Genomic DNA, 24474 nt, shown 5'->3' on the forward strand with positions numbered 1-24474 from the left:
GAGAGCGTGATCAGCGGCATCCCCGCTGCTGCGAAAGAGCCGGTTTCCTCGTCGAGCTTCATCGCGGCCGCACGCCGCGCCGCCCAGGCCGCCGCCGCACAGCCGGAAAAGCCGGCGCGTGGTGCCAAGGGGAGTGCCGATCGCGGCAAGGACAAGAGCAAGGAAGGCGGCTCGACCATCACCTCGAAGATCCGCTCGCTGCTGGTCGGCGCGAGCGTGGTCGTGATCGTGCTCGGCACCTTCAAGATGGCGATGAATCTGCTCGAAGGCAGCAGCGCGCCGCCGGCGCCGCAGGCCATGGACAATACGTTGAGCCAGCCGGCGCCGCAGCCCCCGCCGCCACCGCCGGTGATCGAGAACAAGCCCGCCACGCCCGAGCAGGTCACGCCCTCGATGACCTCGCCGACGCCGATCGGACGGCAGTCCCAGAACAATTCCGCGCCTGTGCCCGGCCCGGCCAGCTCAGCCTCGGTCGAGATTCCCCAGGCGCCCGCTGCCGCCGTGCCGCCGCCTGCCGCAAGCGGCGACGTGACCGGTGCGCTGTCGGGCACGAGCCGCGCCAAGATCGGCCTGATCCAGGTGCCGCCGAGCGAGAAGCTGCCCGACGGCATCGGCGGCCCGGGCCTGCGCACCGCCGCGATGAAGGGCGATGCGACCGCGGCCTACGAGATCGGCGTGCGCTTTGCCGAGGGCAAGGGCGTCGCGACGAATTACGACGAAGCCGCCAAATGGTACGACCGCGCGGCGCAGGCCGGCGTGATCCCCGCGACCTTCCGCCTCGGCACGCTCTATGAGAAGGGCTTGGGCGTGAAGAAGGACGCCGACATCGCCCGTCGCTACTACACCCAGGCCGCCGAGCGCGGCAACGCCAAGGCGATGCACAACCTCGCGGTGCTCGATGCCGACGGCGGTGGACGCGGCGCCAATTACAAGAGCGCGGCGCAATGGTTCCGCAAAGCTGCCGATCGCGGCGTCGCCGACAGCCAGTTCAACCTCGGCATCCTTTATGCCCGCGGCATCGGCGTCGAGCAGAACCTCGCCGAATCCTACAAATGGTTCAGCCTCGCCGCTGCCCAGGGCGACGCGGATGCGTCCGGCAAGCGCGACGACGTCGCCAAGCGCCTCGACCCGCAATCGCTCGCCGCCGCCAAGCTCGCGATCCAGACCTTTGCGGCCGAGCCGCAGCCGGATGATGCGGTCAACGTTCCCGCCCCGAACGGCGGCTGGGACAGCGCACCGCAGGCGAGCGCCAAGCCCGCGCCGAAGCAGGTTGCGACGAAGAAGTCGGCCTCGGCCGCGCATTAGACGCGAACAGCTTAAGATGGACGGTACGAGCCACGCGCTCGGTGTGCACCTCTCCCGCTTGCGGGCAGGGGCTATCGCCTAGTGCGCACGATGTCGAGGCATCTGCAGTAGGCTCCCTCTCCCGCTTGCGGGGGAGGGCTGGGGTGGGGCTCTCTCCTCTTGGGGAGTCCCACTGCGGAGATACCCTCTCCCCAACCCTCCCCCGCAAGCGGGGGAGGGAGCGCACATTTCGTTGTGGCGACGATCGCGGATATGACGCTCAAGCCCATTCACCACGCCTGAAATTCCAGGGTCCCTCCCGCCAGCAAATTCCGCTATTGAAGGGCGCGGCAATCGGTCCGACCCGTCCGGCGGGCATTGCGCAATCGATCCGTCTCGCCGGAGCGTGGTCCTTCGATGCAGCTCTACCTCCCCATCGCCGATCTTCCGGTCAACGTCTTCCTGGTGCTGGCGATGGGCGCCGCGGTTGGCTTCGTCTCGGGCATGTTCGGGATCGGCGGCGGCTTCCTGATGACGCCGCTTTTGATCTTCATCGGCATCACGCCGGCGGTCGCGGTGGCGTCGGTGGCGAGCCACATCGCGGCCTCCTCCTTTTCCGGCGCACTGTCCTATTGGCGGCGGCGCGCGATCGATCCGGCGCTGGCAAGCGTTCTCTTATGCGGCGGTGTGACCGGCACGGCGCTCGGCGTGTGGACCTTCACGCAGCTGCGCGCGCTCGGCCAGCTCGATCTGATGATCGCGCTCTCTTACGTGGTGCTGCTCACCACCGTCGGCAGCCTGATGTTCTCGGAAGGCCTGCGCGCGCTGATGCGGACCCGCCGGGGCGCGCTGCCCCCGCGCCGCACGCACAACTGGATCCACGGCCTGCCGCTGAAGATGCGGTTCAAGCGCTCGAAGATCTATCTCTCGGTGATCCCCGTGGTGGTGGTCGGCATCATGATCGGCTTCATCGGCGCCATCATGGGCATCGGCGGCGGCTTCATCCTGGTGCCGATCATGATCTATCTCTTGCGGGTGCCGACCTCGACGGTGATCGGCACCTCGATGGTGCTGACTCTCGTCACCATGCTGTTCGCGACCATGCTGCACGCGGCGACCAACCACCTCGTCGACGCCGTGCTGGCGCTGATCCTGATGGTCGGCGGCGTCACCGGCGCACAATTCGGGGCGCGCGCCGGGCAGAAAATTCGTGGCGAGCAGCTGCGGCTGCTGCTCGGCCTGCTCATCCTCTCGGTCGGCGTTCGCTTCGCGATCGAGCTGGTGATCCAGCCATCGGACCTCTTCACCATCCGCGAGCTCGGGGTGAGCGGCTGATGCGCGCAGCTCTCGCACTTCTGCTCGTCCTGCTGCTCGGCTCGGTCGCGCGCGCCGAGCGGCTGATCGTGTCGGTCTCCAACCACCGCGTCACGGTGACGCCGAACTATTCCGGCGAGGAGCTGGTGCTGTTCGGCTCGGTCGAGAGGGACGCCACCACGCCCGCCGATCGCACCGCCTATGACCTCGTCGTCACCGTGATGGGCCCGCGCGCCGACATGGTGACGCGGCGGAAGGAACGCACCTTCGGCATCTGGATCAACACCGACTATCGCCAGTTCCTGCAGGTGCCGAGTTATCTGGCGCTGTTCGCCAACCGCCCCTTCGACGCCATCACCTCGCCCGAGATCGCGCGGCGGCAGCAGATCGGGCTCAACAACGTGCTGCTGACGCAGCGGGTCGGCGGCGATTATGCCGACGTGGTGCCGAACGATGCGTTCCGCTCGGCCTTCATCCGCCTGCGCACGCAGCGCGGGCTCTATCGCGAGGATGGAAGCGCGGTGACGTTCCTGACGCCGACGCTGTTCCGCACCGGCATTCCCTTGCCGGCGGAGGTGCCGATCGGCACCTATGAGGTCGAGATCAAGCTGTTCGCGAACGGCGCGTTCCTCGGCAAGACCGAGACCGCGTTCGAGATCGTCAAGGTTGGCTTCGAGCAGTTCGTCGCCACCACCGCGCGGCAGAACGGGCTGATCTACGGCCTCGTCACCGCCGCGATGGCGCTGATGACGGGATGGATGGCGTCGATCGTGTTTCGGAAGGATTGAGGGGCGCTGTCATTCCGGGGCGCGCGTAGCGAGCCCGGAATCCATTCATCAGCGGAGACGGTCGGACGATGGATTCCGGGCTCGACGCTTCGCGTCGCCCCGGAATGACGACCTTCACGGCGCTTCCACCACCGTCGGCACGCCCGGCTCCAGCAGACGCAGTCGCGTGCCGAATCCGAGCACGTCGAAGGTCTTGCGCAGATCCTCGCTGTTCTGGCGGAAATGTGCCCAGCCTTCGGTGTGCACCGGCACGATCACCGCATCGGGGAAGGCGCGCGCGGTCTCGATGGTGTCGTTGGTGTCCATGGTGAGATGGAACGGCCCGCGCGTCTGCGCGGCACCGGCGAAGGGTAGCACCACGCCGCATTTGAAGCGGCGCGCGACTTCGGCGACGCCGTCGAACCAGGTGGTGTCGCCGCTGATATAGACCGACGTCGTATCCTTGCGGCTCGAGGACACCACGAAGCCGATCACGTCACCCGACAGCGACTCGATGCCGGCCGGGCCATGGCGCGCCGGCGTCGCGGTGATGGTCAGCATGTTGCCGTCGCGATCCTTCAGATGCGAGGTGGCCCAGGGCGCAAGACCCTCGACATGGCCGCCGAGGCGTTTGGCACCGGCTTCGGTGGTCAGCACGCGTTTGGTATGCTTCAGAAATTCACGGCCGGAATTGTCGAGATTGTCCGAATGCTGGTCATGGCTGAGCAGCACGGCATCGATCGGGCCGATCGCATCGGGCTTCAACGCAGGGCCGACGGTCTTCTCCAGCTTGACGTGCGGCAGCTGGTAGGCGCCGGGCGCATCGAAGGTCGGATCGGTCAGCAGGCGGAAGCCGTCGATCTCGATCAGCGCGGTCGGGCCGCCGATCAGGGTGATGGAAATGGGCATGACAGAACTCTCCTCTTACGGGACGGGCTTCGCCGGCCGCGTCACCAGATAGATGCCGAGCGCCACCGGAATGATGCCGAGCAGATCGCGCGCCTCGACATGCTCACCAAGGACGAGATACGCGAACAGCATGCCGAGCGGCGGCATCAGGAAATGATAGGCGCTGGCGGCGGTGGCGCCGCACACTTTCAGGAGATGGAACCAGAGCCAGTAGGCGAGGATCGAGCCGCCGAGCACGAGGAACGCAAAGGCGCCGATCAGGCCCGGCGTAAAATCGATCGCGTGGACATCGGCGAAGGTGAGCGCGACCGGCGTCAGCGCGATGCCGGCGGCGAGGTTCTGCACGCCGTTGCCGGTCCACAAGGATCCCTTCGGCGATAGCAGCTTGAACAGGATGGTGCCGGCGACGAGCGAGGCCAGCGAGGCCAGCGTGAAGACGATGCCGTGCAGCGAGTCCGTGCCGACCGACAGGCGATGCCAGACGATCGCGGTCACGCCGATGATGCCGAGCAGCAATCCGCTCGCCTTGCGCCAGGTCATGTTTTCGCCGAGCAGCAGCGCGGCGAGCGCTGCGGTGAAGACCGGATTGGCCGACACGATCAGGCCGCCGAGACCGGCGGAGACCGATTGCAAGCCGGTGTAGCCGAGCCCGAGATAGAGCGCGTTGTTGGCGATGCCGAGCACGGCGAAGATCGCGCCATCGCGCCAGGACAGGGACCAGCCCTCGCCACGGATCAGGGTGGCGCCCAGGATCAAGATGCCGGCAAGCGAGAAGCGCGCGGCGAGCAGGATCAGCGGCGGGCAATGGGTGACGCCGATCTTGCCGGCGACGAAGGCGTAGCTCCAGAGCAGGCAGAACAGGCCGATGGCGAGCGGCAGCGTGTTGAAGCGGCGGCCGGGAACCGAAATCGAGGGCGCGAGCGACATGAGGGACATTCTCCTGAGCCCTCGATCTAGGGAGGCCGCTTGTCATTTGGAAATTAAATGATTAACTTGAGATCATTCGATATTCGAATGGAGGCGGCCATGCTCGATCTCGAGCTGCTGCGCAGCTTCGTCTCTGTGGTGGAAGCCGGCGGCTTCACCCGCGCCGGCGCACGCGTCCACCGCACGCAGTCGACCGTGAGCCAGCAGATCAAGCGACTGGAAGAGGATGTCGGCCAGGTGCTGCTGCATCGCGACGGCAAGACCGTGCGCCCGACCGACGCCGGCGAGCGGTTGCTGTCCTATGCGCGCCGGCTGCTCTCGCTCGCCGAGGAGGCGCGCGACGTGCTGCGCCAACCGAACAGCGAAGGCGCGATCCGGCTTGGCATTCCCGAGGATTTCGCGGCCTACCGGCTGACCAAATTACTGGGCGCGTTCTCGCGCTCGCATCCCGGCCTGCGGCTCGACGTGCGCGCCGACCAGAGCAAATACCTCGCGCGCGATCTCGAGCGCGGCGAGCTCGACCTTGCGCTCTACAAGCGCGAGGCCGGCGCCAAGGATGCGATCGCGGTGTGGCCGGAGCGGGTGCATTGGGTCACCAGCAAGAGCCATCCGGTCGATGTCGGCGTATCCTCGGTGCCGCTGATCGGCTTCCCGCTCGGCTGCATCTATCGGGCCGGCGCCATCCACGCCTTGGAAAGCGCGGGCCGCGCCTGGCACACCGCCTATACGTCGTCGAGCCTCGCCGGCATCCAGGCCGCGGTTGCCGCCGGCATGGGCCTCAGCATCCTGTCGGAAATGTCGATCCAGTCCGACCACCGCGTGCTGACGGCGAAGGAGGGTTTTGCCCCGATCAACAGGACCGAGGTCGCGCTGATGGCCTCGCCGGACGCGAGCCCGGCCACGCTGCGGCTGGCGGATCGTCTCGCCGAATTTTGCAATACGGTGCAGGCCAAAGCGGCTTGAATTCGCGAAGGCTGCCGCCCGCCGCTCAATTCACCGCGGACATCAGCCTGGTGCCGCACGCATTCGCATAGAACTTGCCGCCGCATTGGCGCTTGATGGCGGCGCAGCGGGCCGCGGGCGAGGCGTTCTGCGGCACCGTGAAGCCGCAGCTCAGGCCGTCGGCGCTTCGGCCGGGCTTGCCGGCGGCGAGCGCAGCGCTGGAGGCGCTGATGCAGACGACGAGCAGGGCCGCCGCGGCGATTTCAATCAGCAGTCTCATGAAGATGTTCCTCCACACTGATGGCTGAATTGATCTGCAATCTAGCACGGAAAACCCGGTTTCTCCGTGCTCGTCCGGGTTCCCAAAGCGGCCCATTCCTTGCATAATTTTACCTCCGTGCAGTTTACGGCGCGCCAGCGATGGTTTCGGCACAGGAGCACGGTGCGTAGAGTGAGTAGCGGTTCTTCGACCAGGAAATGACAGCCTTGCAAGATTCATCGTTCCAGCCCACTTCGTCCGCTCCCACGCAGCCCATCGACGAGCTCGCGTTGGCTGAGATCAAGGGTGTGATCCTGGCGAAGCTGCGGCTTGCCATCGGCAAGGATGCCGGCATGGCGACCAAGCACGACTGGTACCAGGCCGCGGCGCTCGCGCTGCGCGACCGCATCGTGCATCGCTGGCTCACCGCGGAGAAGCACAGCTACGACGCAGGCCGCAAGCGCGTCTATTATCTCTCCCTCGAATTCCTGATCGGCCGCCTGTTCAGCGACGCGCTCAACAATATGGGTCTCTTGAAGATCTTCGAGGTCGCGCTCGGCGATCTCGGCGTCTCGCTGCCGGAGCTGCGCAAATGCGAGCCCGATGCAGCGCTCGGCAATGGCGGCCTGGGGCGGCTTGCCGCCTGCTTCATGGAGAGCATGGCGACGCTGTCGATCCCTGCGATCGGCTACGGCATCCGCTATGATTACGGCCTGTTCCGCCAGATCATCAACCAGGGCTGGCAGCAGGAATACCCGGACGAATGGCTGAGCTTCGGCAATCCCTGGGAATTGCAGCGGCCCGAGGTGATCTACGACATCAATTTCGGCGGCGGCGTCGAGCATGTGGACGACAAGGGCCGCGACCGCGCGATCTGGCATCCGGGCGAGACGGTGCAGGCGATCGCCTATGACACGCCGATCGTCGGCTGGCGCGGCCAGCACGTCAACGCGCTCCGCCTGTGGTCGGCGCGCTCGCCCGATCCGTTGAAGCTGGATGCCTTCAACAAGGGCGACTATGTCAGCGCCAGCGCCGAGCAGTCGCGCGCGGAAGCGATCTGCAAATTCCTCTATCCCAACGACGAGAGCCCCGCGGGCCGCGAGCTGCGGCTGCGCCAGGAATATTTCTTCGTCTCGGCCTCGCTGCAGGATCTGATCAAGCGGCACCTTGCCTCCGACGGCCAGCTGCGCAGCCTGTCGTCGAAGGTCGCGGTGCAGCTCAACGACACCCATCCGAGCCTTGCCGTCACCGAGCTGATGCGCATCCTCGTCGACCTCCACAATTTCCGCTGGGACGAGGCCTGGAAGATCACGGTCGCCACGCTTTCCTACACCAACCACACGCTGCTGCCGGAAGCACTGGAGACCTGGCCGGTCGAGCTGTTCGAGCGGCTGCTGCCGCGGCATCTCGAGATCATCTACCGCATCAACGTGCAGCATCTGGCGCTCGCCGAGGCGCGCTGCCCCGGCGACATCGACTTCCGCGCCTCGGTCTCGCTGATCGACGAGAAGAGCGGACGCCGCGTGCGCATGGGCCAGCTCGCCTTCGTCGGCTCGCACCGCATCAACGGCGTCTCGGGCATGCATTCGGATTTGATGCGCGAGACTGTGTTCCACGACCTCAACCATCTCTATCCCGGCCGCATCACCAACAAGACCAACGGCATCACCTTCCGCCGCTGGCTGATGCTGGCGAACCCGAAGCTGACCGACCTGTTGCGCGAGACCTGCGGCGAGGCCGTGCTGGACGATCCGACCCAACTGTCGCTGATCGAGGCGCGCGCCAGCGACGTCGAATTCCAGAAGAAATTCCGCACCGTCAAGCTGCACAACAAGGCCGCGCTGGCGCGGCTGATCGGCGAGCGCCTCGGCATCAAGGTCGACCCGACCGCTTTGTTCGACGTGCAGATCAAGCGCATCCACGAATACAAGCGCCAGCTGCTCAACGTCATCGAGACGGTCGCGCTGTACCAGGCGATCAAGGACGATCCCAACGGCAATTGGGTGCCGCGGGTGAAGATCTTCGCCGGCAAGGCGGCGGCGAGCTATCGCTACGCCAAGCTGATCATCAAGCTGATCAACGACGTCGCCGAAGTCGTCAACAACGATCCCGCGATCGGCGGCAAGCTCAAGGTCGTATTCCTGCCCGACTACAATGTCAGCCTGGCCGAAGTGATCATTCCCGCGGCCGACCTCTCCGAGCAGATCTCGACCGCCGGCATGGAAGCCTCCGGCACAGGCAACATGAAGCTGGCGCTCAACGGCGCCATCACGATCGGCACGCTCGACGGCGCCAATATCGAGATCCGCGACCATGTCGGGCCTGAGAACATCGCGATCTTCGGCATGGAGGCCGGCGACGTCATGATCCGCCGCAAGCAGGGGCTGGATGCCTCCGATGTGATCCGCAATTCGCCGAAGCTGCAGCGCGCCATCAACGCGATCGGTGTGGGCGAGTTCTCGCCGGGCGATCCCGGCCGCTTCGAATCCATCGCGCACGCGCTGCGCTATCTCGACCATTACATGGTCAGCGCCGATTTCGATTCCTACTACGAGGCGCAGCGCAGCGTCGACGCCCGCTGGCAGGTGACGCCGGCCTGGACCCGCGCCTCCATCCTCAACGTCGCGCGCATGGCCTGGTTCTCCTCGGACCGCACCATCCGCGAATATGCCGAGGAGATCTGGAACGTGCCGGTCAACCCGACCACGCCGCTGCTGCCCAACCTGCGCGACGTCGCCGGCTGATTTTCCGCGGCGTGGAAACGGGGTTACGCCGCAGGTAATTGCGCTAGCCGGTGGCGGACGTGATATGACGTCCGTCATTGAAGCCGGAAACAACAATGCACGCCAAACTCCCGCACCCCTTCGACGACGTCACCCGCGTCACCGCCGGCGACTCCAGCTGGCAGGGGCACACCAGCGACGATTACTGGGCCTTTGTCGGCCCGTTCGGCGGCGCCACTGCTGCGACCATTTTGCGCGCGCTGATCGATCATCCGGAGCGCGCCGGCGATCCCTTGGCGCTCACCGTCAATTACTGTGCGCCGATTGCGAAGGGCCCATTCGACCTCGACGTGCGGCTGGTGAAGGCCAACCGCTCCAGCCAGCACTGGAGCGTCGAGCTCAGCCAGGGCGGCGGTGAAGTCGCAACGCTCGCCACCGCGGTGTTCGCCGAGCGGCGGCCGTCCTGGGAGCACCAGGTCGCGCAATATCCGGAGGCCAAGCCGTTCGAAGAGACGCTGCCGTTCCCGAACATCAAGGCGTCCTGGGCCAACCAGTACGAATTCCGCTTCGTCGAGGGCGAGATGCGGATCGGCCCGCCGCAGGCCGAGCTTGCCAGCACCTATTCGAAGATCTGGATCAGCGACCGTACGCCGCGCAAGCTCGACATGCTGTCGCTGATGTCGATGTCCGACGCCTTCTTCGGCCGCGTCTTCCACGCACGCCGCGAACTGGTGCCGTTCGGCACGGTGTCGCTGACGACCTATTTCCACACCGACAGCGAAGAGCTCGCGCGCGAAGACATCACGCGCGTGCTGGCGACGGCGGATTCCAAGATCATGCGCAAGAGCTACGCCGACCAGAACGCCGAGCTGTGGTCGCCGAACGGCCGCCTGCTCGCGACCAGCACGCAGATCGCGTATTTCAAGGCGTGAGCTGTCTCCACCCCTGTCCCGTTCTTTCCAGGGTTCCTAACTCGCCATTCGCTGCCTCAGGCTCTGATAAAACGCCGTCTCGAAATTCATGTAGCCGATGAACGACGTTGGATCGCCGAACGGAAGAATCTGCGTGGCCCAGAATCCGCCGAACCCGTTCTGCCGGTCGATCCAATAGAACAAATTGGCAAGGCCCGCCCAGCCGAGGGCGCCGGCAGGACGCCCGGTGGGTGCTTCCTGGTCGTTGATCATGAACGAGAGCGCCCAGGATTTTGATTGGCCCGGGAAGAACTCGGCATCATTGCACAGCGCCGGAATGACGCCGGTGATCGGTGTCACCTTCTTGTCGCCGAGATGATTCTTCTCCGCCATGCGCACGGTCTCCGCCTTCAGCACGCGGCCATGCTCGCCGGCACCGTCATTCAACCACATCCGGATGAAGCGCATGTAATCGCCGACCGTGCCGTAAAGGCCGTGGCCGCCCATGTGCACTTCAGGCTTGGTGGGGAGCTCGAAATCCATTGGCGTCAACGAGCCGTCGGCGCCGCGCGCGTGGATCCCCGCCAGCTTGCTGCGCATGGCGTCGGTCAGCTCGAAGGTCATGCTCTCGATTCCGAGCGGCTCGAAGATGCGCGTCTTGAAAACCTCTCCGAGCCGGCGCCCGGCGATGGCCTCGACGATCTGGCCGCACCAGTCGAGATTGGTGCCGTAGTCCCAACGCTCGCCCGGATCGAACAGCAGCGGCGTCATCAGGCAGGCTTTGGACGCGGTGATGACGCTGGGCTGGCCCTTCTCCTCGGCCAGGCGGTTGTAGGTGCGGTTGATGAAGTCGTAGCTGAGGCCGGCGGTATGCGTCATCAGCATCCGCGTGGTGATGTCCCGTTTAGGCGCCCGCAGCATCGGCTCACCCGCGGCATCAAAACCCTCGATGACCTGGAGCTTGCCGATATCAGGCGCGTAGCGCTTGGCCGGTGCGTCGAGATCGAGCTTGCCCTCTTCGACGAGTTGCAGCACGGCCGTGCCGGTGATCGCCTTGGTCGTGGAGAAGATGGCGAAGATGCTGTCGGTCGTCATCCCGGCTGGCTGGTCGAGACGCCTTTTCCCCGCTGCGCCTTCGTAGATGTTGCGATCGCGGTTCGTCACCATCGCGACGACGCCGGGCACGCGCGGCGTCGACGTGACGACGCCGTCGAGAACGGCGTCTGCGGCAGCACCGAAATTCGTGCTCATGATTGTCCTCCCGTTGTATTGGATGAATTCCGTCGATGCGGCGCCTGGCGAGCACTCAGCTCATGGTAAAACCCTGGTAGCCGCCGGCAGCGACCTCGTCGCATTTCTGCCGATAGGCGCCGACGCCCCCGCAATAGGACAGAACGCGGCGCGGTTTGCCCTCGACGTTCGAGCCCAGGTACCAGGAATTGGTCTTCGCGATCAGCGTCGCATTGGCGGTCTCATCGTGATGCGCCACCCATCCGTCTTCGGCATCCTTGGTCGGCTCGACCACCTTCAAATTCTTCGTCCGCACGAACCTGATGCAATCGTCGATCCACTCGACCTGCTGCTGGAGACAGGTGGTCATGTTGCAGAGCGCCGCCGACGGGGCCAGCGGCACCGCGGTCGTGAACAGGTTCGGATAGCCATGAACCTGCAGACCCATGGTGGTGCGGATATCCTTGCTCCAATCCTCCTTCAACGACCGCCCGCCGCGGCCCCTGATATCGATGCGCGTCAACGCGCCGGTTCCCGCGTCGAACCCGGTCGCCAGAACGATGACGTCGAGCTCGTGGACCGTCCCGTCCGCGGTCTGGATACCCGTGGGTGTCACGCATTCGATCGGATTGGCCTTGACGCTGACGATCTCGACATTGGGCCGATGGAAGGCCTCGAGAAAGTTCTGCTCCAGTGGCACCCGATGCGTCCCGAAACCGTAGTCGGCCGGAATCAGGGCATCGCACAGCTTTGGATCCTTCAGTCGTTCGCGCATCTTCTCGCGCACGAAGTCCGAGATTTCCGCGTTGACCTCGGCGTCGAAGAACAACTCGGCGAAGGACGATATCCAGAGCTTCAGGGAGCCGTCGTTCCAGCAATCTTCGATCACCTCCCGGCGCCGCTCCGGCGTCAGGTCGGCCCAGGCGTGCTCGAAATCGTATTCGAATCCGGTGAAGGTATGCGGCAGACGCTCCGTGAGGTGCTGGAATTTCGACTTGTAGGCCTCCGCGTCTTCCTCGCTGTACTTGGGATTCTTCATCGGAATCATGTATTGCGGCGTGCGAACGAAGACCTTCAGATGACCGACCTCGCCGGCGATCGTCTGGATGACCTGGATGCCGGTTGCGCCGTTGCCGATAACGCCGACGCGCTTGCCGCCGAATTCGACCGGCTCCCTGGGCCAGCGCGCCGTGTGGAACAGCTGCCCCTTGAACGTCTCCTGTCCAGGAAACGACACGTGGGGCGCGGAGAGCATGCCGCAACAGGTGATCAGGAACTGGGTGTCGATCACGTCGCCCCGGTCGGTCGTGACCAGCCAGCGCTGTGTGGCGTCGTTGAAATGGGCGCTTTTGACGACCGTCCCGAACTGGATGTCCTTGCGCAGATCGAGGCGGTCGGCGATGTAATTGAGCCAGCGCTCGATTTCCGGCTGGCCGGGGAATTTCTCGCTCCAGCTCCATCCCTTATAGAGCTCCTCGGAGAACAGATATTGGTAGATGTGGCTCTCTGAATCGAAGCGGGCGCCGGGATAGCGATTCCAATACCAGGTGCCGCCCACGCCTGCAGCTGCGTCAATCGCCCTGACCTTCAATCCCTGTTCGCGCAAACGATAGAGCTGATAGAGCCCGGCGACGCCGGCTCCAACAACCACCGCGTCGAATTTCGCCGTTACCTGTGCGCCGTTGCTCCCACTGAGTTTGGTCGCCGCTTCTGCCATATTTCCCTCCCAGGTCTTCCCAGAGCGCGGGGCCTTCCCCACCCGTCGTGTGATCGGATGATCGTGCATCGCGTCATTGTCGGTCCCGCGTTTGCTTGCGGCTCTTCACCGTTCTTCCGCACTCGCCGGGAACGCGAGGGAGGCTATGAGGCGGGCTGCGTTCCCGGCTTGAACAAAACCGACAATCCTTGGAATGAAGCCGGACGCCGGCGCCGACCGCGCCCGAGCTCGCTTGGCAAATGGCAAATCCGGCCTATGCTCTGCCTTGCTGGTCGGCCAATGAGAACAACAAGCAGCCGACCATGCCAAACTCCAGGGAGGAGGCTCGCGCGATGGGGCAGTTCATCACGGTCGAGGAGCTGCCACGCTATGCTCCCGGCGAAATGAAGTTGGACAGTCTAGCGGTGGGAAAAGCCGATTTTCGGCTCCGCGTGTTCCGCTATGGGCCATCCGACATCTGGGTGCCGCCGTCCGAAAACTTTCTGATCGTGATCTATCGCGAAGGCACCACGGCGATGAACCGTCGCGTGACCGGATCCTGGAAGCAGGATCAGGTCGGCCGCGGCGTCACAACGCTCCTGACGCGCGCGGAAGCTTCGAACTGGCGATGGTGCCATGACGTCGAGGTCAGTCATTTCTACATCTCGCCTGGTCTCATGGCGAAGACCGCAAGCGAGGCTTTTGACCAGGACACCGAAAGTGTCGAACTTCACGATCTGCTCAAGATCGAGGATCCGGTCCTGACCTGGATCGCGGACCAGATGGTGCAGGAGGTTTCCGCAGGAGGTCCTGGCGGCCGGCTCTGCTACGACGCCATGGCACTTCAGGCGAGCGTCCACATCCTGCGCAAATATGCCTCCGTGCAGTTCAAGCTGCCCTGTGCGCAAGGGCGCTTCAGGCCGGCACATGCGCGGATGATCGAGGACTATATCGAGCAGAACCTCTTCCGGAACATCACGCTCGACGAACTGGCCAGCATCTGCAACTGCACGCCGGTGCAGTTCACCCGCAAGTTTCAGGTGCATTATGGCATGCGACCGCACGCCTACGTCCTCACGCGCAAAGTAAAGCGCGCCTGCGAACATCTGCGCAAGGACCGCCTTGCACTGAAGGAGATCGCCCTTCTGAGCGGATTCTCAGACCAGAGCCATCTCAACCGGATCTTTCGCAGGCACATGAGTGCGACGCCCGCAGAATATCGCAAGCAATGCACGGGCTAGCCTTAGGGCGGCCGAAGAAGCGGCGCCCCCGGGGTGACGGCGAGACGTTGCAGCCAGGCTGCCTGACGATGCACAGGCCACAAAAGTAAAGGGCGGCTGTTCAAGCCGCCCTTTCTCAGCAATCACATCCTGCGAAAACTCACTCCGCCGCGAGCTTCACGTCCGGCGCGGCAGCGCGGACCTCTGCGTCGACCTGGGCTTCGAACTTGGCGAAGTTCTTCTGGAACATGCCGACCAGGGCGCGGGCGGTCTTGTCGAACTCGTCCTTGTCCTTCCAGGTGTTGACCGGGTTGAGGATCTCGCTCGGCACGCCCGGCAGCGCGGTCGGGACCGCGAAGCCGAAATATTTGTCGGTGCGGAATTCGACGTTGCGGAGCGAGCCGTCGAGCGCCGCAGTGAGCAGCGCGCGCGTCACCTTGATCGGCATGCGCGAGCCGACACCGTACTTGCCGCCGGTCCAGCCCGTGTTGACCAGCCAGCAATCGACATTGTGCTGGGCGATGAGGTCGCGCAGCATGTTGCCATAGACGGAGGGGTCGAGCGGCAGGAAGGGCGAGCCGAAGCAGGTCGAGAATTCCGGCTGCGGCTCGTTGCCGAGACCGCGCTCGGTGCCCGCGACCTTCGCGGTGTAGCCGGACAGGAAGTGATACATCGCCTGCGCCGGCGAGAGCTTGGCGATCGGCGGCAGCACGCCGAAGGCGTCGGCGGCGAGCATCACCACGTTCTTCGGCTGCGGCGCGCGGCCGGTGCGCGAGGCGTTCGGGATGAAGTCGAGCGGATAGGCTGAACGCGTGTTCTCGGTCTTGGAGCCGTCGTCGAAATCCACCACGCGGGTGTCTTCGTCGAGCACGCAATTCTCCAGCACCGCGCCGAAGCGGGTCGAGGCCGCGAAGATCTCGGGCTCGGCTTCCTGCGACAGCTTGATGCACTTGGCGTAGCAGCCGCCTTCGAAATTGAAGACGCCGTTCGGGCCCCAGCCGTGCTCGTCGTCACCGATCAGCGTGCGGTTGGGATCGGCGGACAGCGTGGTCTTGCCGGTGCCGGAGAGGCCGAAGAAGATCGCGGTGTCGCCCTTGGCGCCGACATTGGCCGAGCAGTGCATCGGCATCACGCCGCGCTCGGGCAGATAGTAGTTCAGCGTGGTGAAGACCGACTTCTTCATCTCGCCGGCATAATAAGACCCGCCGATCAGGACGATCTTGCGGGCGAAATCGATCGCGACGACGTTCTCCGAACGGCAGCCGTGACGTTTGGGATCGGCGCGGAAGCTCGGCATGTCGATGATGGTGAGCTCCGGCACGAAGGTCGACAGCTCGATCGCCTCGGGGCGGATCAGAAGCGTGCGGATGAACAGCGAGTGCCAGGCGAGCTCGGTGAAGACACGCGTCTTGATCCGGTAGGCTGGATCGGCGCCGCCGTACAGGTCCTGCGCGAACAGCTTCTTGCCTTCGGCGTGCTTGAGGAAGTCCTGATAGAGCGTCTCGAACTGCTCCGCGGTGATCGACTGGTTGCCGGCCCACCACATCTTCTTGTCGGTGGTGGCGTCACGGACCGTGAACTTGTCCTTCGGGCTGCGCCCGGTGAACTCGCCGGTGTCGGCGCAGAGTGCGCCGTCAGCGGACAGCACCGCCTCGCCCGCGGCGAGGGAGTATTGATAGAGTTGCGGCGCACCAAGATTCCAGTGAACCTGCTTGAGATTCTTTAAGCCGAATTTGTCGGCGCCGAAGGCACCGTTGCGCACGCCCGTCTCTTGCACGAAAAAATCCTCCTAGAACCCGCGACTTTCAGCGGACCAAGTTTGGCGCCGTCGCGGTCACCGTGATGAAAGGGCCATTCGGCCTCGGCTGAACGACCTAATAATCATGAACGCTGGCGTTGCCAAGCTGATCCCGCAGGATTTGGTTTATTCAAGGACCGCGCCAAACGTCGCGCATGTCAGCTCTGAGCAGCGGCAACCAGAAAACACAAATGATCGCGCAACCAAATGCATGTTTGCGCGTTACGTCAGGTTATTGCGACGCACAATCCCTGAGGAATCGTGTCATTTCACCTCGCCTTCGCCGATCAGCGCGAACGGTCCCCACATGGCTGGGTAGGCGTTGCGCGGCGAAGTGGCGTCGTCGACAAACGTTAACATCGCACGGCGCAAGGCTTCGGCACGACCGATTTTTGGTTCGTTCTTGAGCAGCTCGAATGTCGACGTGGTCAGGCGGGTGGCGGCTTCCGAATCCACGGCCCAATGCGAGACCAGAAGCGCGCGGGCACCTGCATAGAAGAACGAGCGCGCCAGGCCCGACAGCGCCTCGGCGCCGGGCTTGTCGCCAGCGATGGTGTTGCAGGCGGACAGCACCACCCAATCGGCGTTGAGCTTGAGCTGAGCCACTTCGCTCGCGGTCAGGAGACCGTCGTCAAGCTCGGACGGTTGATCGGGAATGGACAGCGCCAGCGAGGGCTCGCCCAGGCCCTTGACGTCACCGGCCACGAGACCGTGGGTGGCAAAGTAGATGATGCCGTATTGAGCAAGCGCTGCATGCTTCAGCGTCGTTTCGCTGGCATCGCGTCCGAGATGGATGTCGGCATCGGCAGCACCGACGTCCCGCGCCACCGCGTTCAGCTCGTCGGCGGTGTCAGGCAGTTGCGGCAGCGCTTTCGCAAGCTGCGCGCGATCGACGCCGGCACCGCGCCAGAAATCGGTGTAGGCGATCGTCGCGATGCTGCGCGCGGCGACCTTGCCGCCGGCCCCGCGTCGGTCAGCGGGGCCTTCGGTTGCGGGGTTGAAGACGGGGTCGCCGAAGCCGGTCATCGGCTTTGCGCCCTGATCCCTGCGCGCGAAGGCACGCAGCGATTTCAGGGAGATCACCGACGGCAGCACCGAGACGGCCTGACGCCGCAGCAGCCAGGCGGCGTCGCGATAGCCTTCTATCTTGTCCGGGATCGCAGCCTGCGGCTTCTCCGTCACCAGGAGATGAAACGGCAGGGCGGTCAGCGCCGCCGACGGCACCACCAGCAGATTGCGCTTGTCCTTCGTCAACGCCTCGACCGGCCCGAGCAGCGCGACATAGAGCTCGTTCGCGAGCGCGAGATCGAACAGGCCCGACTTGCCGGAGGCATCGCGCGCCTTGCCGACATCCAGTCCCTTGCGGAAAGCCGCCACCTTCCGCGCCATCGCATCCGCGCCGAGCGGAATCTCCTTCCACTCGGCGCCATCGCGCGTGATCGCGACGACATAGCTCTGCTTGTCGACGACGGAATAGATCACCATCGCCTCGTCGGCCGACAGCAGCGGCTGGATGTCCTTCACCGCCAGCGGCAGCGGGTTGGAGAGCGAGGCGTAGTCGGGAAATTCGCGCGCGAGCGTCTTCTGCAGGCCGGCACGCTCGCTTGCAATCACCGCGATCCGCGCGCGGCTGCGCTGCTCGGCTGCGACGTCGCGCTGGGCCGACTGCTTCGACACCGCGGTGATGATCGCCTTGTCGAGCGCCTCGGCCTCGGCGGTAAGATCCTGGTCCCGGCGCACCAGCTCGGCGAGCCGGTCGCTGCCGGCAGCCATCCGCACCGCGAGCTTGTTCACGGCCGATGCGGCCGAGGATTGCGTGCCGCGCTGGATCGCACTGAGCGCGTCGTCGAGCGCCTTGTCGCTCGCCAGCAGCGCTTGCTGCCGCGCGGCGAACAGAACCGGCAGCACGACGCGCAACTGCGCGCGGTTGGCCGCAAGCGTCTTCTGCGCGAATGGCAACGCCTCGGCGGTCCGGCCCGACACCTGAAGGAAATACGCGAGATTGTTCGTCGAGGTCGCGACATCGGGATGGTCGGGTCCGAGCGCGCGTTCACGGATCGACAGGGCGCGGCGATACAGCGGCTCGGCCTCGGCGTAGCGCTGCTGGTGCTCGTAGAGCCCGGCGAGATTGTTGAGCGAGCGCGCCACGTCGGGATGATCCGGTCCCAGCACTTTTTCGCGGATTGCGAGCGAGCGCTTGATCGGCGGCTCGGCATCGGCATCGCGGTTGAGGTCGCGATCGACCTGGCCGATATTGTTGAGGACGGTGGCGACCGCGGGATGCTCGGGCCCGGCGGCCTTCTGATAGATCGCCAGCGCCCGCTGGAACAGCGGCTCGGCCTCGGCAAAGTGCTCCTGCTTCACGTAGAGCGTGGCGAGGTTGTTCAGGGCACGGCCGACATCGGGATGCTCGCGCGACAGGCTCTTTTCGCTGACCGCCAGCGCGCGTTTGAACAGCGGCTCGGCCTCGGAGAAGCGGCTCTGCCGCTGATAGAGCGCCGCAAGATTGTTCAGGAGCGGCGCGATCTCGACGCTGCCCTGCCCGGTCCCCTTCTCCATCAGCGCAATGGCACGCTTGTAGAGCGGCTCGGCCTGATCGTCGTGGCCCTGGTCGGCGTGGATCTGCGCGAGATTGTTGAGCGCGGCGGCGAGATCGCGGTTGTTGCTGGTGTTCTCGAGCGAGGCCACCATCGCCTGCGCCAGCGGCAGCGCCTCCGCATATTTGCCGGCGCTGCGAAGCGCGTTGATGCGCGCGCTCTGCGCCGACAGATCGCCCTTCTGGGCAAGTCCGGGCGCGGCAAACGAGGCGGTGATCGCGAGGGCCAGACCCGCAGCCAATGCCAAACGACGACGCGTCATGAACCCTCTCGCTGCGAGCCTCAAGATCTACCGTCTTGGGTCGCAGCCATGGGGCGCGGCGTTCAATTTGTTGCGTTCTAGTCCACCTTGCTGCGCGCTTCGCCAGCGAGGCGCACCAGCATCTTGCGCAGCGACGTGCCGTCGGTGACCCGCTCCGGGAAGTCGAGCCGCAGCGCGATCTGGCCGTCCTGCATGTCGAGGCCTTCCGGATCGCAGCCGGTGCAGCGCCAGTCGCCCGCGGCTGCCCCCAGCAGCCTGGTCGCGTAGAGGCCCATGGTCTCGCGATGGTCAGCATTCATGTGTTCGACAGCGCCCTCCTCCGCCGCCAGCAGGTCCTCGGCGCCGGTGAGGTCCGTGAGGAACCGCTCGGGCTTGAGATCGACGATCCGGCCGAAGCCGGCGACCAGATGGGTCCCCGTGGGACGGATCCGGAAGAACGAGAAATCCTTAAAGGAAACAAAGCCTTCGGCCGAGGGATGGGCATTGAGATACCGCCGCTGCAGCAGCTCCTTCTCGGCATCGGCCTGCTCCGCCCGGCCGGACAGCATGATCCGGGCGCCTTCCAGCGGATCGCCCGCGGCCCGCTCGTCCAGCATCAGGGAGACCCGGCTGTCCGCCAGGATGTTCTTGGTGTGCACGGCAAGGCCGGAGATCAGCAGGATGGGCGAGCCGTCGGGATGGCTGGCCAGATTGACCAGGGAACAATAGGGATCGCCGCTGCCCGCCATGAGGGTTGCCAAGGCCCCCTGCCGCGATCGCCGCAGCAGGGATTTGGCGAGCTTTGCGGGGTCGAAATCAGGGGTCGGTTGCATCGGCTTTCTCGGCTCAGGTGGTTGCAAGGGGGGCCATTTTTCGGGTAAACGGGGGCCCGGTTATGGGTCGACATGCGGCGAATCTGCTGCATTTCGTGGAACTTGGTCACACTTCAGCCTAGCTTGCATTGCTCGGTGACAAGGTTCGTACGCCGACATCGGCACCCATCTATGCGGCGCATCAGTGGATTGCTCGCCGTTTCAAGCCACGACCCAAACGGAAAGCAGAAAGCAGAGGCTCATGCCCACAATCGCTTTGGTCGACGACGACCGCAACATTCTCACATCCGTCTCGATCGCGCTGGAAGCCGAAGGCTACCGCATCATGACTTACACCGACGGCGCCTCCGCGCTTGACGGTTTCCGCACCACCCAGCCCGACCTCGCCATCCTCGACATCAAGATGCCGCGGATGGACGGCATGGAGACGCTGCGCCGCCTCAGGCAGAAATCCGACCTGCCGGTGATCTTCCTGACCTCCAAGGACGAAGAGATCGACGAGCTGTTCGGCCTCAAGATGGGCGCCGACGACTTCATCCGCAAACCGTTCTCGCAGCGCCTGCTGGTCGAGCGCGTCAAGGCGGTCTTGCGCCGCTCGGCGCCGAAGGACCCGACCGTCGCGCCGAAGGAGAACGACGCCAAGGCGCTCGACCGCGGCCTGCTCCGCATGGATCCGGAACGGCATACCTGCACCTGGAAGAACGAGCCGGTGACGCTGACCGTCACCGAATTCCTGATCCTGCAGGCGCTCGCGACCCGGCCCGGCGTGGTGAAGAGCCGCAACGCGCTGATGGACGCCGCCTATGACGATCAGGTCTATGTCGACGACCGCACCATCGACAGCCACATCAAGCGGCTGCGCAAGAAATTCAAGGTGGTCGACAACGAATTCGAGATGATCGAGACGCTCTACGGCGTCGGCTACCGCTTCAAGGAAGCCTGAGGCTCACGCAGCTTCACGAACGACTAGGAGCATCTCCGGTTCTGATTCCATCGGGACCGGGATCGCTCTAGAATGCGGGGACCTCTCGACGAACCGTCCTAACGCGGGCGTAAGCATTGCTGGACCGAACGCAGCCTGATCCGAACCAGAGCGCCGGGGATGTCACGTCCGACGGGGTTCAGGAGCACGTCGCCGACGACAAGCCGCACGGCTTCCGGCCGCTGAACTGGCTGAAGCGCGCCGGGCAGTTCTTCTTCGCGCTGTCGTTCTCCAGCCTGACCCGCCGCATCGTCTCGCTGAACCTTGCCGGCCTCGTCGCGCTGGTCGCGAGCATCCTGTATCTGTCGCAATTCCGCGCCGGCCTGATCGACGCGCGGGCGCAGAGCCTTTTGGTGCAGGCCGAGATCATCGCCGGCGCGATCGCCGCCTCCGCCACCGTGCAGACCAACGCCATCACCATCGATCCCGACCGGCTGCTCGACCTCAAGCCGGGCGAGACCTATGGCGGCCCGGACGAATATTCGCCGCTGGACTTCCCGATCAATCCGGAGCGCGTGGCGCCGGTGCTGCGCACGCTGATCTCGCCGACCAAGACGCGCGCCCGCATCTACGATCCGAACGGCAGCCTGCTGGTCGACAGCCGCAACCTCGAAAACGTGCTGCGCTACAATCTGCCGCCGCCGGCCGACAAGCCCGGCCTCGTCGAGCGCGGCATGGTGGCGGTGCGCACCTGGCTCAATCGCGGCGACCTGCCGCTCTACCGCGAGCTCGGCCCCGAGAACGGCAACGGCTATGCGGAGGTGGCCGATGCGCTGCAGGGCCAGAAGCGCTCGATGGTGCGGGTCAATGCGCGCGGCGAGGTGATCGTCTCGGTCGCGGTCCCCGTGCTGCGCTCGCGCGCCATCCGCGGCGCCTTGATGCTCTCGACGCAAGGCGACGACATCGACCAGATGGTTACCGCCGAGCGCCTCGCCATCCTGAAGGTCGGCGGCGTCGCGGCCGCGGTCATGATCATGCTGTCGCTGCTGCTCGCGAGCACGATCGCCGGGCCCGTGCGCAGGCTCGCCGACAGCGCCGAGCGCGTCCGCCGCCGCATCAAGGCGCGCATCGAGATCCCGGATTTCACTCGCCGCCGCGACGAGATCGGCCATCTCTCGGGCGCGCTGCGCGACATGACCAGCGCGCTCTACAGCCGCATCGAGGCGATCGAGATGTTCGCCGCCGACGTCGCCCATGAGCTGAAGAACCCGCTGACCTCGCTGCGCTCGGCGGTCGAGACCTTGCCGCTGGCGCGCAACGAGACCAGCCGCGCGCGCCTGCTCGAGGTGATCGAGCACGACGTCAAGCGGCTCGACCGCCTGATCTCCGACATCTCCGACGCCAGCCGCCTCGATGCCGAATTGCAGCGCCAGGACGCGATCCCGGTCGATCTGCGCCGCCTGCTGACGACGCTGGTGTCCGTCGCCAATGAAACCAAGCTCGGCCACGACGTCGCGGTCGAGACGCGCTTCGAAGGCCGCAGCGCGTCCGACAATTTCGCCGTGACCGGCCATGATTCACGGCTCGGGCAAGTGGTCTCCAACCTGCTCTCGAACGCGCAATCGTTCTCGGAAGCCGGCAGCAAGGTGCGCCTCACCTGCCGCCGCGCCCGCGGAGAGATCGAGATCGTGGTCGACGACGACGGACCCGGCATTCGCGACGACGCGCTGGAGCGCATCTTCGAGCGCTTCTACACCGATCGTCCGCATCAGGGTTTTGGCCAGAATTCCGGCCTCGGCCTGTCGATCTCCAAGCAGATCGTCGACGCGCATGGCGGACGCATCTGGGCCGAGAACCGCGCAGGCCCGCCGGATGACGAAGGCGCTCCGACCGTGTCGGGCGCGCGCTTCGTCGTGAGGCTGCCGGCGCTATGAGCGACGGCAACGGGCCCAGCGTTCACGCCTCCGCGGTCAAGGTCGGGCAGCGGGCGGTGCTGATCCGCGGGCCCTCGGGCTCGGGCAAGTCGCGCCTTGCCTTCGATTTGATCATGGCGGGACGGGCGGGCGTGGTCGAAAGGGCGGTTCTGGTCGGGGACGACCGTGTCCATCTGGCGACACTCGGCGATGAAATTGAGGTCCGGCCCGCGCCTCGCCTGGCGGGCCTGATCGAGATCCGGGGCCTCGGAATCCGCCGCTGCGACTTCGTGGAGCATGCGACCGTCGGTCTCGTGGTCGACCTGGACGCGGCGGACGCGGAACGGCTGCCGCCGGCGGAATCCCTGAAAACCAGCATTTTTGGTGTCGAAATACCGCGAATTCCGGTGAGCCGCGACACTTCACCGCTCTCCTTGGTTGTCGCGGCCTTGACCACTACCAAGAGTTCATCTTCCGTTAACCCTTCAGGCGATTGTTTGAAGGGAAATGGTAACCATATGAACCCCACTATCGCGACCGAATAGACCGGCGCAGCTCCCCTCGTCCATCCGTCTAGATTCAGGGAGATACGCAACATCCCCTCTTGCGCAGGGGCTCTGGATGGTCAAAGTGGCGCGTTCGTGCGGTGCACCAAAAGCGCCCGCGAGGAGTTTTCCGATGATTGGTCTAGTACTTGTGACCCACGGGCGCCTTGCCGACGAATTCAAGGCAGCGCTTGAACATGTCATGGGGCCACAAAAGCAAATCGAAGCGATCACGATCGGGGCCGAAGACGATTCCGATCTCTGCCGAAGCGACATCATCGAGGCGGTTAACCGCGTCGATTCCGGCGACGGCGTTGCGATCCTCACCGACATGTTCGGCGGCACGCCGTCGAACCTCGCAATATCCTGCATGAGTCGGCCCAAGGTCGAGGTGCTCGCGGGCATCAACCTGCCCATGCTGGTGAAGCTCGCCAAGGTGCGCGAGGAGCGTCCGCTGCCGGACGCGATCGCGATGGCGCAGGAAGCGGGCCGCAAATACGTCACCATCGCCAGCCGCGTGCTCGCCGGCAAATGAGCGAGGAGGCGCCACAAGCGGGGACAGGCGTGCCCGCGGGCGCGATCTCCAAGGACCTCCTGATCATCAACAAGCGCGGCCTTCATGCGCGCGCCTCGGCGAAATTCGTCCAGGCGGTCGAACGCTTCGAGGCGCAAGTCTGGGTGACGCGCGGCGGCGAGACCGTCGGCGGCACCTCGATCATGGGCCTGATGATGCTCGCGGCCGGCCCCGGCACGACCATCACCGTCGCGGCGGCCGGCGAAGACGCGGAAGCCGCGCTCGCGGCGATCACCGAGCTCGTTGAAAGCAAGTTCAACGAGGAAGGGATCTGAGCCACGCGCTCGGTTCCGTAGGGTGAGCAAAGCGAAGCGTGCCCACCATCTCTATCAATCAGTGAAAGAACGTGGGCACGGCGCTTCGCGCCTTTGCCCACCCTACGAGATCCCGCTATTTCGCCGGGCCTACGATATAGACGTTCCAGCTCATCGCCGGGCCGGCCTTGCCGTGGGTGAAGCGGCGTGTGGTCATCACCATGCGCTCGGCGTTCGGCGCGGTTTCCGAGATCCATTTCTCGAACTTCGGCAGGCGTTCGTCGGCCGCATCGACCACGCCGATGAAGCCGTATCGCTTGACGTCGTCGAGCGAGGTCAGCCCGGAGGCCCAGGCTTCGTTCGGCGTGAACGGGCTCGGATGATCGGGGCTGTAGAACACCATCGGCTGGATCGTCTCCATGGTGCCCGCGACGACGGCCCAGCGCGAGGCGAAGCGCGCGTGCCAGGCCTGGGTCAATTCGCGCGCCAGATCCGAGCGCGCGCCATAGGTCGCGGTGTTGCCGGCATTGGCCGCCATCTCGCGCGCGGCGATCCAGGGCGAGCCGGCCAGTGTCGCGGCGCTGAGCACGAGCTAGATCGCGGCGATGTTGAACA

Annotated in this window: 21 protein-coding genes; 12 read left to right on the forward strand and 9 right to left on the reverse strand. The window is 65.1% G+C overall.

Features of this window, described 5'->3' with window-relative positions:
* The 3 genes from SE92_RS20630 to SE92_RS20640 form a co-directional block, all read left to right on the forward strand.
* On the forward strand, nt 1–1305 hold a 1305-nt coding region (locus SE92_RS20630; protein ID WP_198172722.1), incomplete at its 5' end, for a tetratricopeptide repeat protein.
* Between the two features lie 396 nt (nt 1306–1701).
* Entirely contained in the window at nt 1702–2619 is a 918-nt protein-coding gene (locus SE92_RS20635; protein WP_063197914.1) for a sulfite exporter TauE/SafE family protein, read from the forward strand.
* A complete protein-coding gene (locus SE92_RS20640) occupies nt 2619–3386 on the forward strand; it encodes a TIGR02186 family protein (RefSeq protein ID WP_063197915.1) in 768 nt (255 codons plus the stop codon). Before SE92_RS20635 ends, SE92_RS20640 begins: the two co-directional genes overlap by 1 nt.
* Before the next feature lie 114 nt (nt 3387–3500).
* Here SE92_RS20640 and SE92_RS20645 read toward each other — a convergent pair whose 3' ends face one another.
* The gene (locus tag SE92_RS20645) at nt 3501–4274 is read right to left on the reverse strand and encodes an MBL fold metallo-hydrolase (RefSeq protein ID WP_063197917.1); all 774 of its coding nucleotides are present in this window, start codon (nt 4272–4274) and stop codon (nt 3501–3503) included.
* 15 nt (nt 4275–4289) lie between these two features.
* On the reverse strand, nt 4290–5201 hold the full coding sequence (locus tag SE92_RS20650; RefSeq protein ID WP_063203666.1) for a DMT family transporter: 912 nt from the start codon (nt 5199–5201) through the stop codon (nt 4290–4292).
* A 99-nt stretch (nt 5202–5300) separates the two neighbouring features.
* On the opposite strand from SE92_RS20650, the gene SE92_RS20655 reads away from it, so the two are divergent.
* Nucleotides 5301–6164 carry a LysR family transcriptional regulator gene (locus SE92_RS20655; protein ID WP_063203667.1) on the forward strand — a complete coding sequence of 288 codons (864 nt, stop codon included), beginning with the start codon at nt 5301–5303 and terminating at the stop codon, nt 6162–6164.
* 25 nt (nt 6165–6189) lie between these two features.
* Here SE92_RS20655 and SE92_RS20660 read toward each other — a convergent pair whose 3' ends face one another.
* On the reverse strand, nt 6190–6423 hold the full coding sequence (locus SE92_RS20660) for a hypothetical protein (RefSeq protein WP_063197919.1): 234 nt from the start codon (nt 6421–6423) through the stop codon (nt 6190–6192).
* 197 nt (nt 6424–6620) lie between these two features.
* On the opposite strand from SE92_RS20660, the gene SE92_RS20665 reads away from it, so the two are divergent.
* Both SE92_RS20665 and SE92_RS20670 read left to right on the forward strand, forming a co-directional pair.
* A complete protein-coding gene (locus SE92_RS20665; protein ID WP_157095583.1) occupies nt 6621–9146 on the forward strand; it encodes a glycogen/starch/alpha-glucan phosphorylase in 2526 nt (841 codons plus the stop codon).
* Nucleotides 9147–9241: 95 nt separating this feature from the next.
* On the forward strand, nt 9242–10057 hold the full coding sequence (locus tag SE92_RS20670; protein WP_063197922.1) for an acyl-CoA thioesterase: 816 nt from the start codon (nt 9242–9244) through the stop codon (nt 10055–10057).
* 36 nt (nt 10058–10093) lie between these two features.
* On the opposite strand, the gene acmB is transcribed toward SE92_RS20670, so the two are convergent.
* Together acmB and SE92_RS20680 are read right to left on the reverse strand one after the other, a co-directional pair.
* Nucleotides 10094–11287, reverse strand: a complete 1194-nt coding sequence (acmB, locus tag SE92_RS20675) for a methyl acetate hydrolase AcmB (RefSeq protein WP_063197924.1) — start codon at nt 11285–11287, stop codon at nt 10094–10096.
* Between the two features lie 55 nt (nt 11288–11342).
* The gene (locus SE92_RS20680) at nt 11343–12983 is read right to left on the reverse strand and encodes a flavin-containing monooxygenase (protein ID WP_063197926.1); all 1641 of its coding nucleotides are present in this window, start codon (nt 12981–12983) and stop codon (nt 11343–11345) included.
* Between the two features lie 302 nt (nt 12984–13285).
* Here SE92_RS20680 and SE92_RS20685 point away from each other — a divergent pair, with 302 nt between their 5' ends.
* A complete protein-coding gene (locus SE92_RS20685) occupies nt 13286–14203 on the forward strand; it encodes a helix-turn-helix domain-containing protein (protein WP_245324655.1) in 918 nt (305 codons plus the stop codon).
* A gap of 139 nt (nt 14204–14342) precedes the next feature.
* On the opposite strand, the gene SE92_RS20690 is transcribed toward SE92_RS20685, so the two are convergent.
* The 3 genes from SE92_RS20690 to SE92_RS20700 all read right to left on the reverse strand — a co-directional run bounded on the left by SE92_RS20690 (nt 14343) and on the right by SE92_RS20700 (nt 19651).
* Entirely contained in the window at nt 14343–15959 is a 1617-nt protein-coding gene (locus tag SE92_RS20690; RefSeq protein ID WP_063197927.1) for a phosphoenolpyruvate carboxykinase, read from the reverse strand.
* Nucleotides 15960–16244: 285 nt separating this feature from the next.
* A complete protein-coding gene (locus SE92_RS20695) occupies nt 16245–18839 on the reverse strand; it encodes a CHAT domain-containing tetratricopeptide repeat protein (RefSeq protein WP_063197929.1) in 2595 nt (864 codons plus the stop codon).
* A gap of 77 nt (nt 18840–18916) precedes the next feature.
* The gene (locus SE92_RS20700; protein WP_063197931.1) at nt 18917–19651 is read right to left on the reverse strand and encodes a HugZ family pyridoxamine 5'-phosphate oxidase; all 735 of its coding nucleotides are present in this window, start codon (nt 19649–19651) and stop codon (nt 18917–18919) included.
* Nucleotides 19652–19892: 241 nt separating this feature from the next.
* Here SE92_RS20700 and SE92_RS20705 point away from each other — a divergent pair, with 241 nt between their 5' ends.
* From SE92_RS20705 to SE92_RS20725, 5 genes are all read left to right on the forward strand, one after another.
* A complete protein-coding gene (locus tag SE92_RS20705) occupies nt 19893–20594 on the forward strand; it encodes a response regulator transcription factor (protein ID WP_008542552.1) in 702 nt (233 codons plus the stop codon).
* 116 nt (nt 20595–20710) lie between these two features.
* Nucleotides 20711–22507 carry a sensor histidine kinase gene (locus SE92_RS20710; RefSeq protein WP_063197932.1) on the forward strand — a complete coding sequence of 599 codons (1797 nt, stop codon included), beginning with the start codon at nt 20711–20713 and terminating at the stop codon, nt 22505–22507.
* Complete coding sequence (locus tag SE92_RS20715; RefSeq protein WP_063197934.1) at nt 22504–23031, forward strand: HPr kinase/phosphorylase; 528 nt, start codon at nt 22504–22506, stop codon at nt 23029–23031. The genes SE92_RS20710 and SE92_RS20715 overlap by 4 nt, the downstream gene beginning before the upstream one ends.
* A 133-nt stretch (nt 23032–23164) precedes the next feature.
* Nucleotides 23165–23566, forward strand: a complete 402-nt coding sequence (locus tag SE92_RS20720) for a PTS sugar transporter subunit IIA (RefSeq protein ID WP_007597752.1) — start codon at nt 23165–23167, stop codon at nt 23564–23566.
* Nucleotides 23563–23880 carry an HPr family phosphocarrier protein gene (locus SE92_RS20725; RefSeq protein WP_063197935.1) on the forward strand — a complete coding sequence of 106 codons (318 nt, stop codon included), beginning with the start codon at nt 23563–23565 and terminating at the stop codon, nt 23878–23880. Before SE92_RS20720 ends, SE92_RS20725 begins: the two co-directional genes overlap by 4 nt.
* Before the next feature lie 115 nt (nt 23881–23995).
* On the opposite strand, the gene SE92_RS20730 is transcribed toward SE92_RS20725, so the two are convergent.
* The gene (locus tag SE92_RS20730; protein ID WP_063197937.1) at nt 23996–24448 is read right to left on the reverse strand and encodes a hypothetical protein; all 453 of its coding nucleotides are present in this window, start codon (nt 24446–24448) and stop codon (nt 23996–23998) included.
* Between the last annotated feature and the right edge of the window lie 26 nt (nt 24449–24474).

The organism is Bradyrhizobium sp. AT1 (assembly GCF_001590795.1).
Lineage (GTDB): Bacteria > Pseudomonadota > Alphaproteobacteria > Rhizobiales > Xanthobacteraceae > Bradyrhizobium.

What these genes read in the sequence shown, in the direction of transcription:
- SE92_RS20660 (WP_063197919.1), bottom strand. Translation starts at nt 6,423, where the DNA reads ATGAGACTGCTGATTGAAATCGCCGCGGCGGCCCTGCTCGTCGTCTGC.
- SE92_RS20700 (WP_063197931.1), bottom strand. Translation starts at nt 19,651, where the DNA reads ATGCAACCGACCCCTGATTTCGACCCCGCAAAGCTCGCCAAATCCCTG.
- SE92_RS20695 (WP_063197929.1), bottom strand. Translation starts at nt 18,839, where the DNA reads ATGACGCGTCGTCGTTTGGCATTGGCTGCGGGTCTGGCCCTCGCGATC.
- SE92_RS20670 (WP_063197922.1), top strand. Translation starts at nt 9,242, where the DNA reads ATGCACGCCAAACTCCCGCACCCCTTCGACGACGTCACCCGCGTCACC.
- SE92_RS20725 (WP_063197935.1), top strand. Translation starts at nt 23,563, where the DNA reads ATGAGCGAGGAGGCGCCACAAGCGGGGACAGGCGTGCCCGCGGGCGCG.
- SE92_RS20655 (WP_063203667.1), top strand. Translation starts at nt 5,301, where the DNA reads ATGCTCGATCTCGAGCTGCTGCGCAGCTTCGTCTCTGTGGTGGAAGCC.
- SE92_RS20650 (WP_063203666.1), bottom strand. Translation starts at nt 5,201, where the DNA reads ATGTCGCTCGCGCCCTCGATTTCGGTTCCCGGCCGCCGCTTCAACACG.
- SE92_RS20680 (WP_063197926.1), bottom strand. Translation starts at nt 12,983, where the DNA reads ATGGCAGAAGCGGCGACCAAACTCAGTGGGAGCAACGGCGCACAGGTA.
- SE92_RS20705 (WP_008542552.1), top strand. Translation starts at nt 19,893, where the DNA reads ATGCCCACAATCGCTTTGGTCGACGACGACCGCAACATTCTCACATCC.
- SE92_RS20640 (WP_063197915.1), top strand. Translation starts at nt 2,619, where the DNA reads ATGCGCGCAGCTCTCGCACTTCTGCTCGTCCTGCTGCTCGGCTCGGTC.
- acmB (WP_063197924.1), bottom strand. Translation starts at nt 11,287, where the DNA reads ATGAGCACGAATTTCGGTGCTGCCGCAGACGCCGTTCTCGACGGCGTC.
- SE92_RS20635 (WP_063197914.1), top strand. Translation starts at nt 1,702, where the DNA reads ATGCAGCTCTACCTCCCCATCGCCGATCTTCCGGTCAACGTCTTCCTG.
- SE92_RS20720 (WP_007597752.1), top strand. Translation starts at nt 23,165, where the DNA reads ATGATTGGTCTAGTACTTGTGACCCACGGGCGCCTTGCCGACGAATTC.
- SE92_RS20685 (WP_245324655.1), top strand. Translation starts at nt 13,286, where the DNA reads ATGCCAAACTCCAGGGAGGAGGCTCGCGCGATGGGGCAGTTCATCACG.
- SE92_RS20715 (WP_063197934.1), top strand. Translation starts at nt 22,504, where the DNA reads ATGAGCGACGGCAACGGGCCCAGCGTTCACGCCTCCGCGGTCAAGGTC.
- SE92_RS20645 (WP_063197917.1), bottom strand. Translation starts at nt 4,274, where the DNA reads ATGCCCATTTCCATCACCCTGATCGGCGGCCCGACCGCGCTGATCGAG.
- SE92_RS20665 (WP_157095583.1), top strand. Translation starts at nt 6,621, where the DNA reads ATGACAGCCTTGCAAGATTCATCGTTCCAGCCCACTTCGTCCGCTCCC.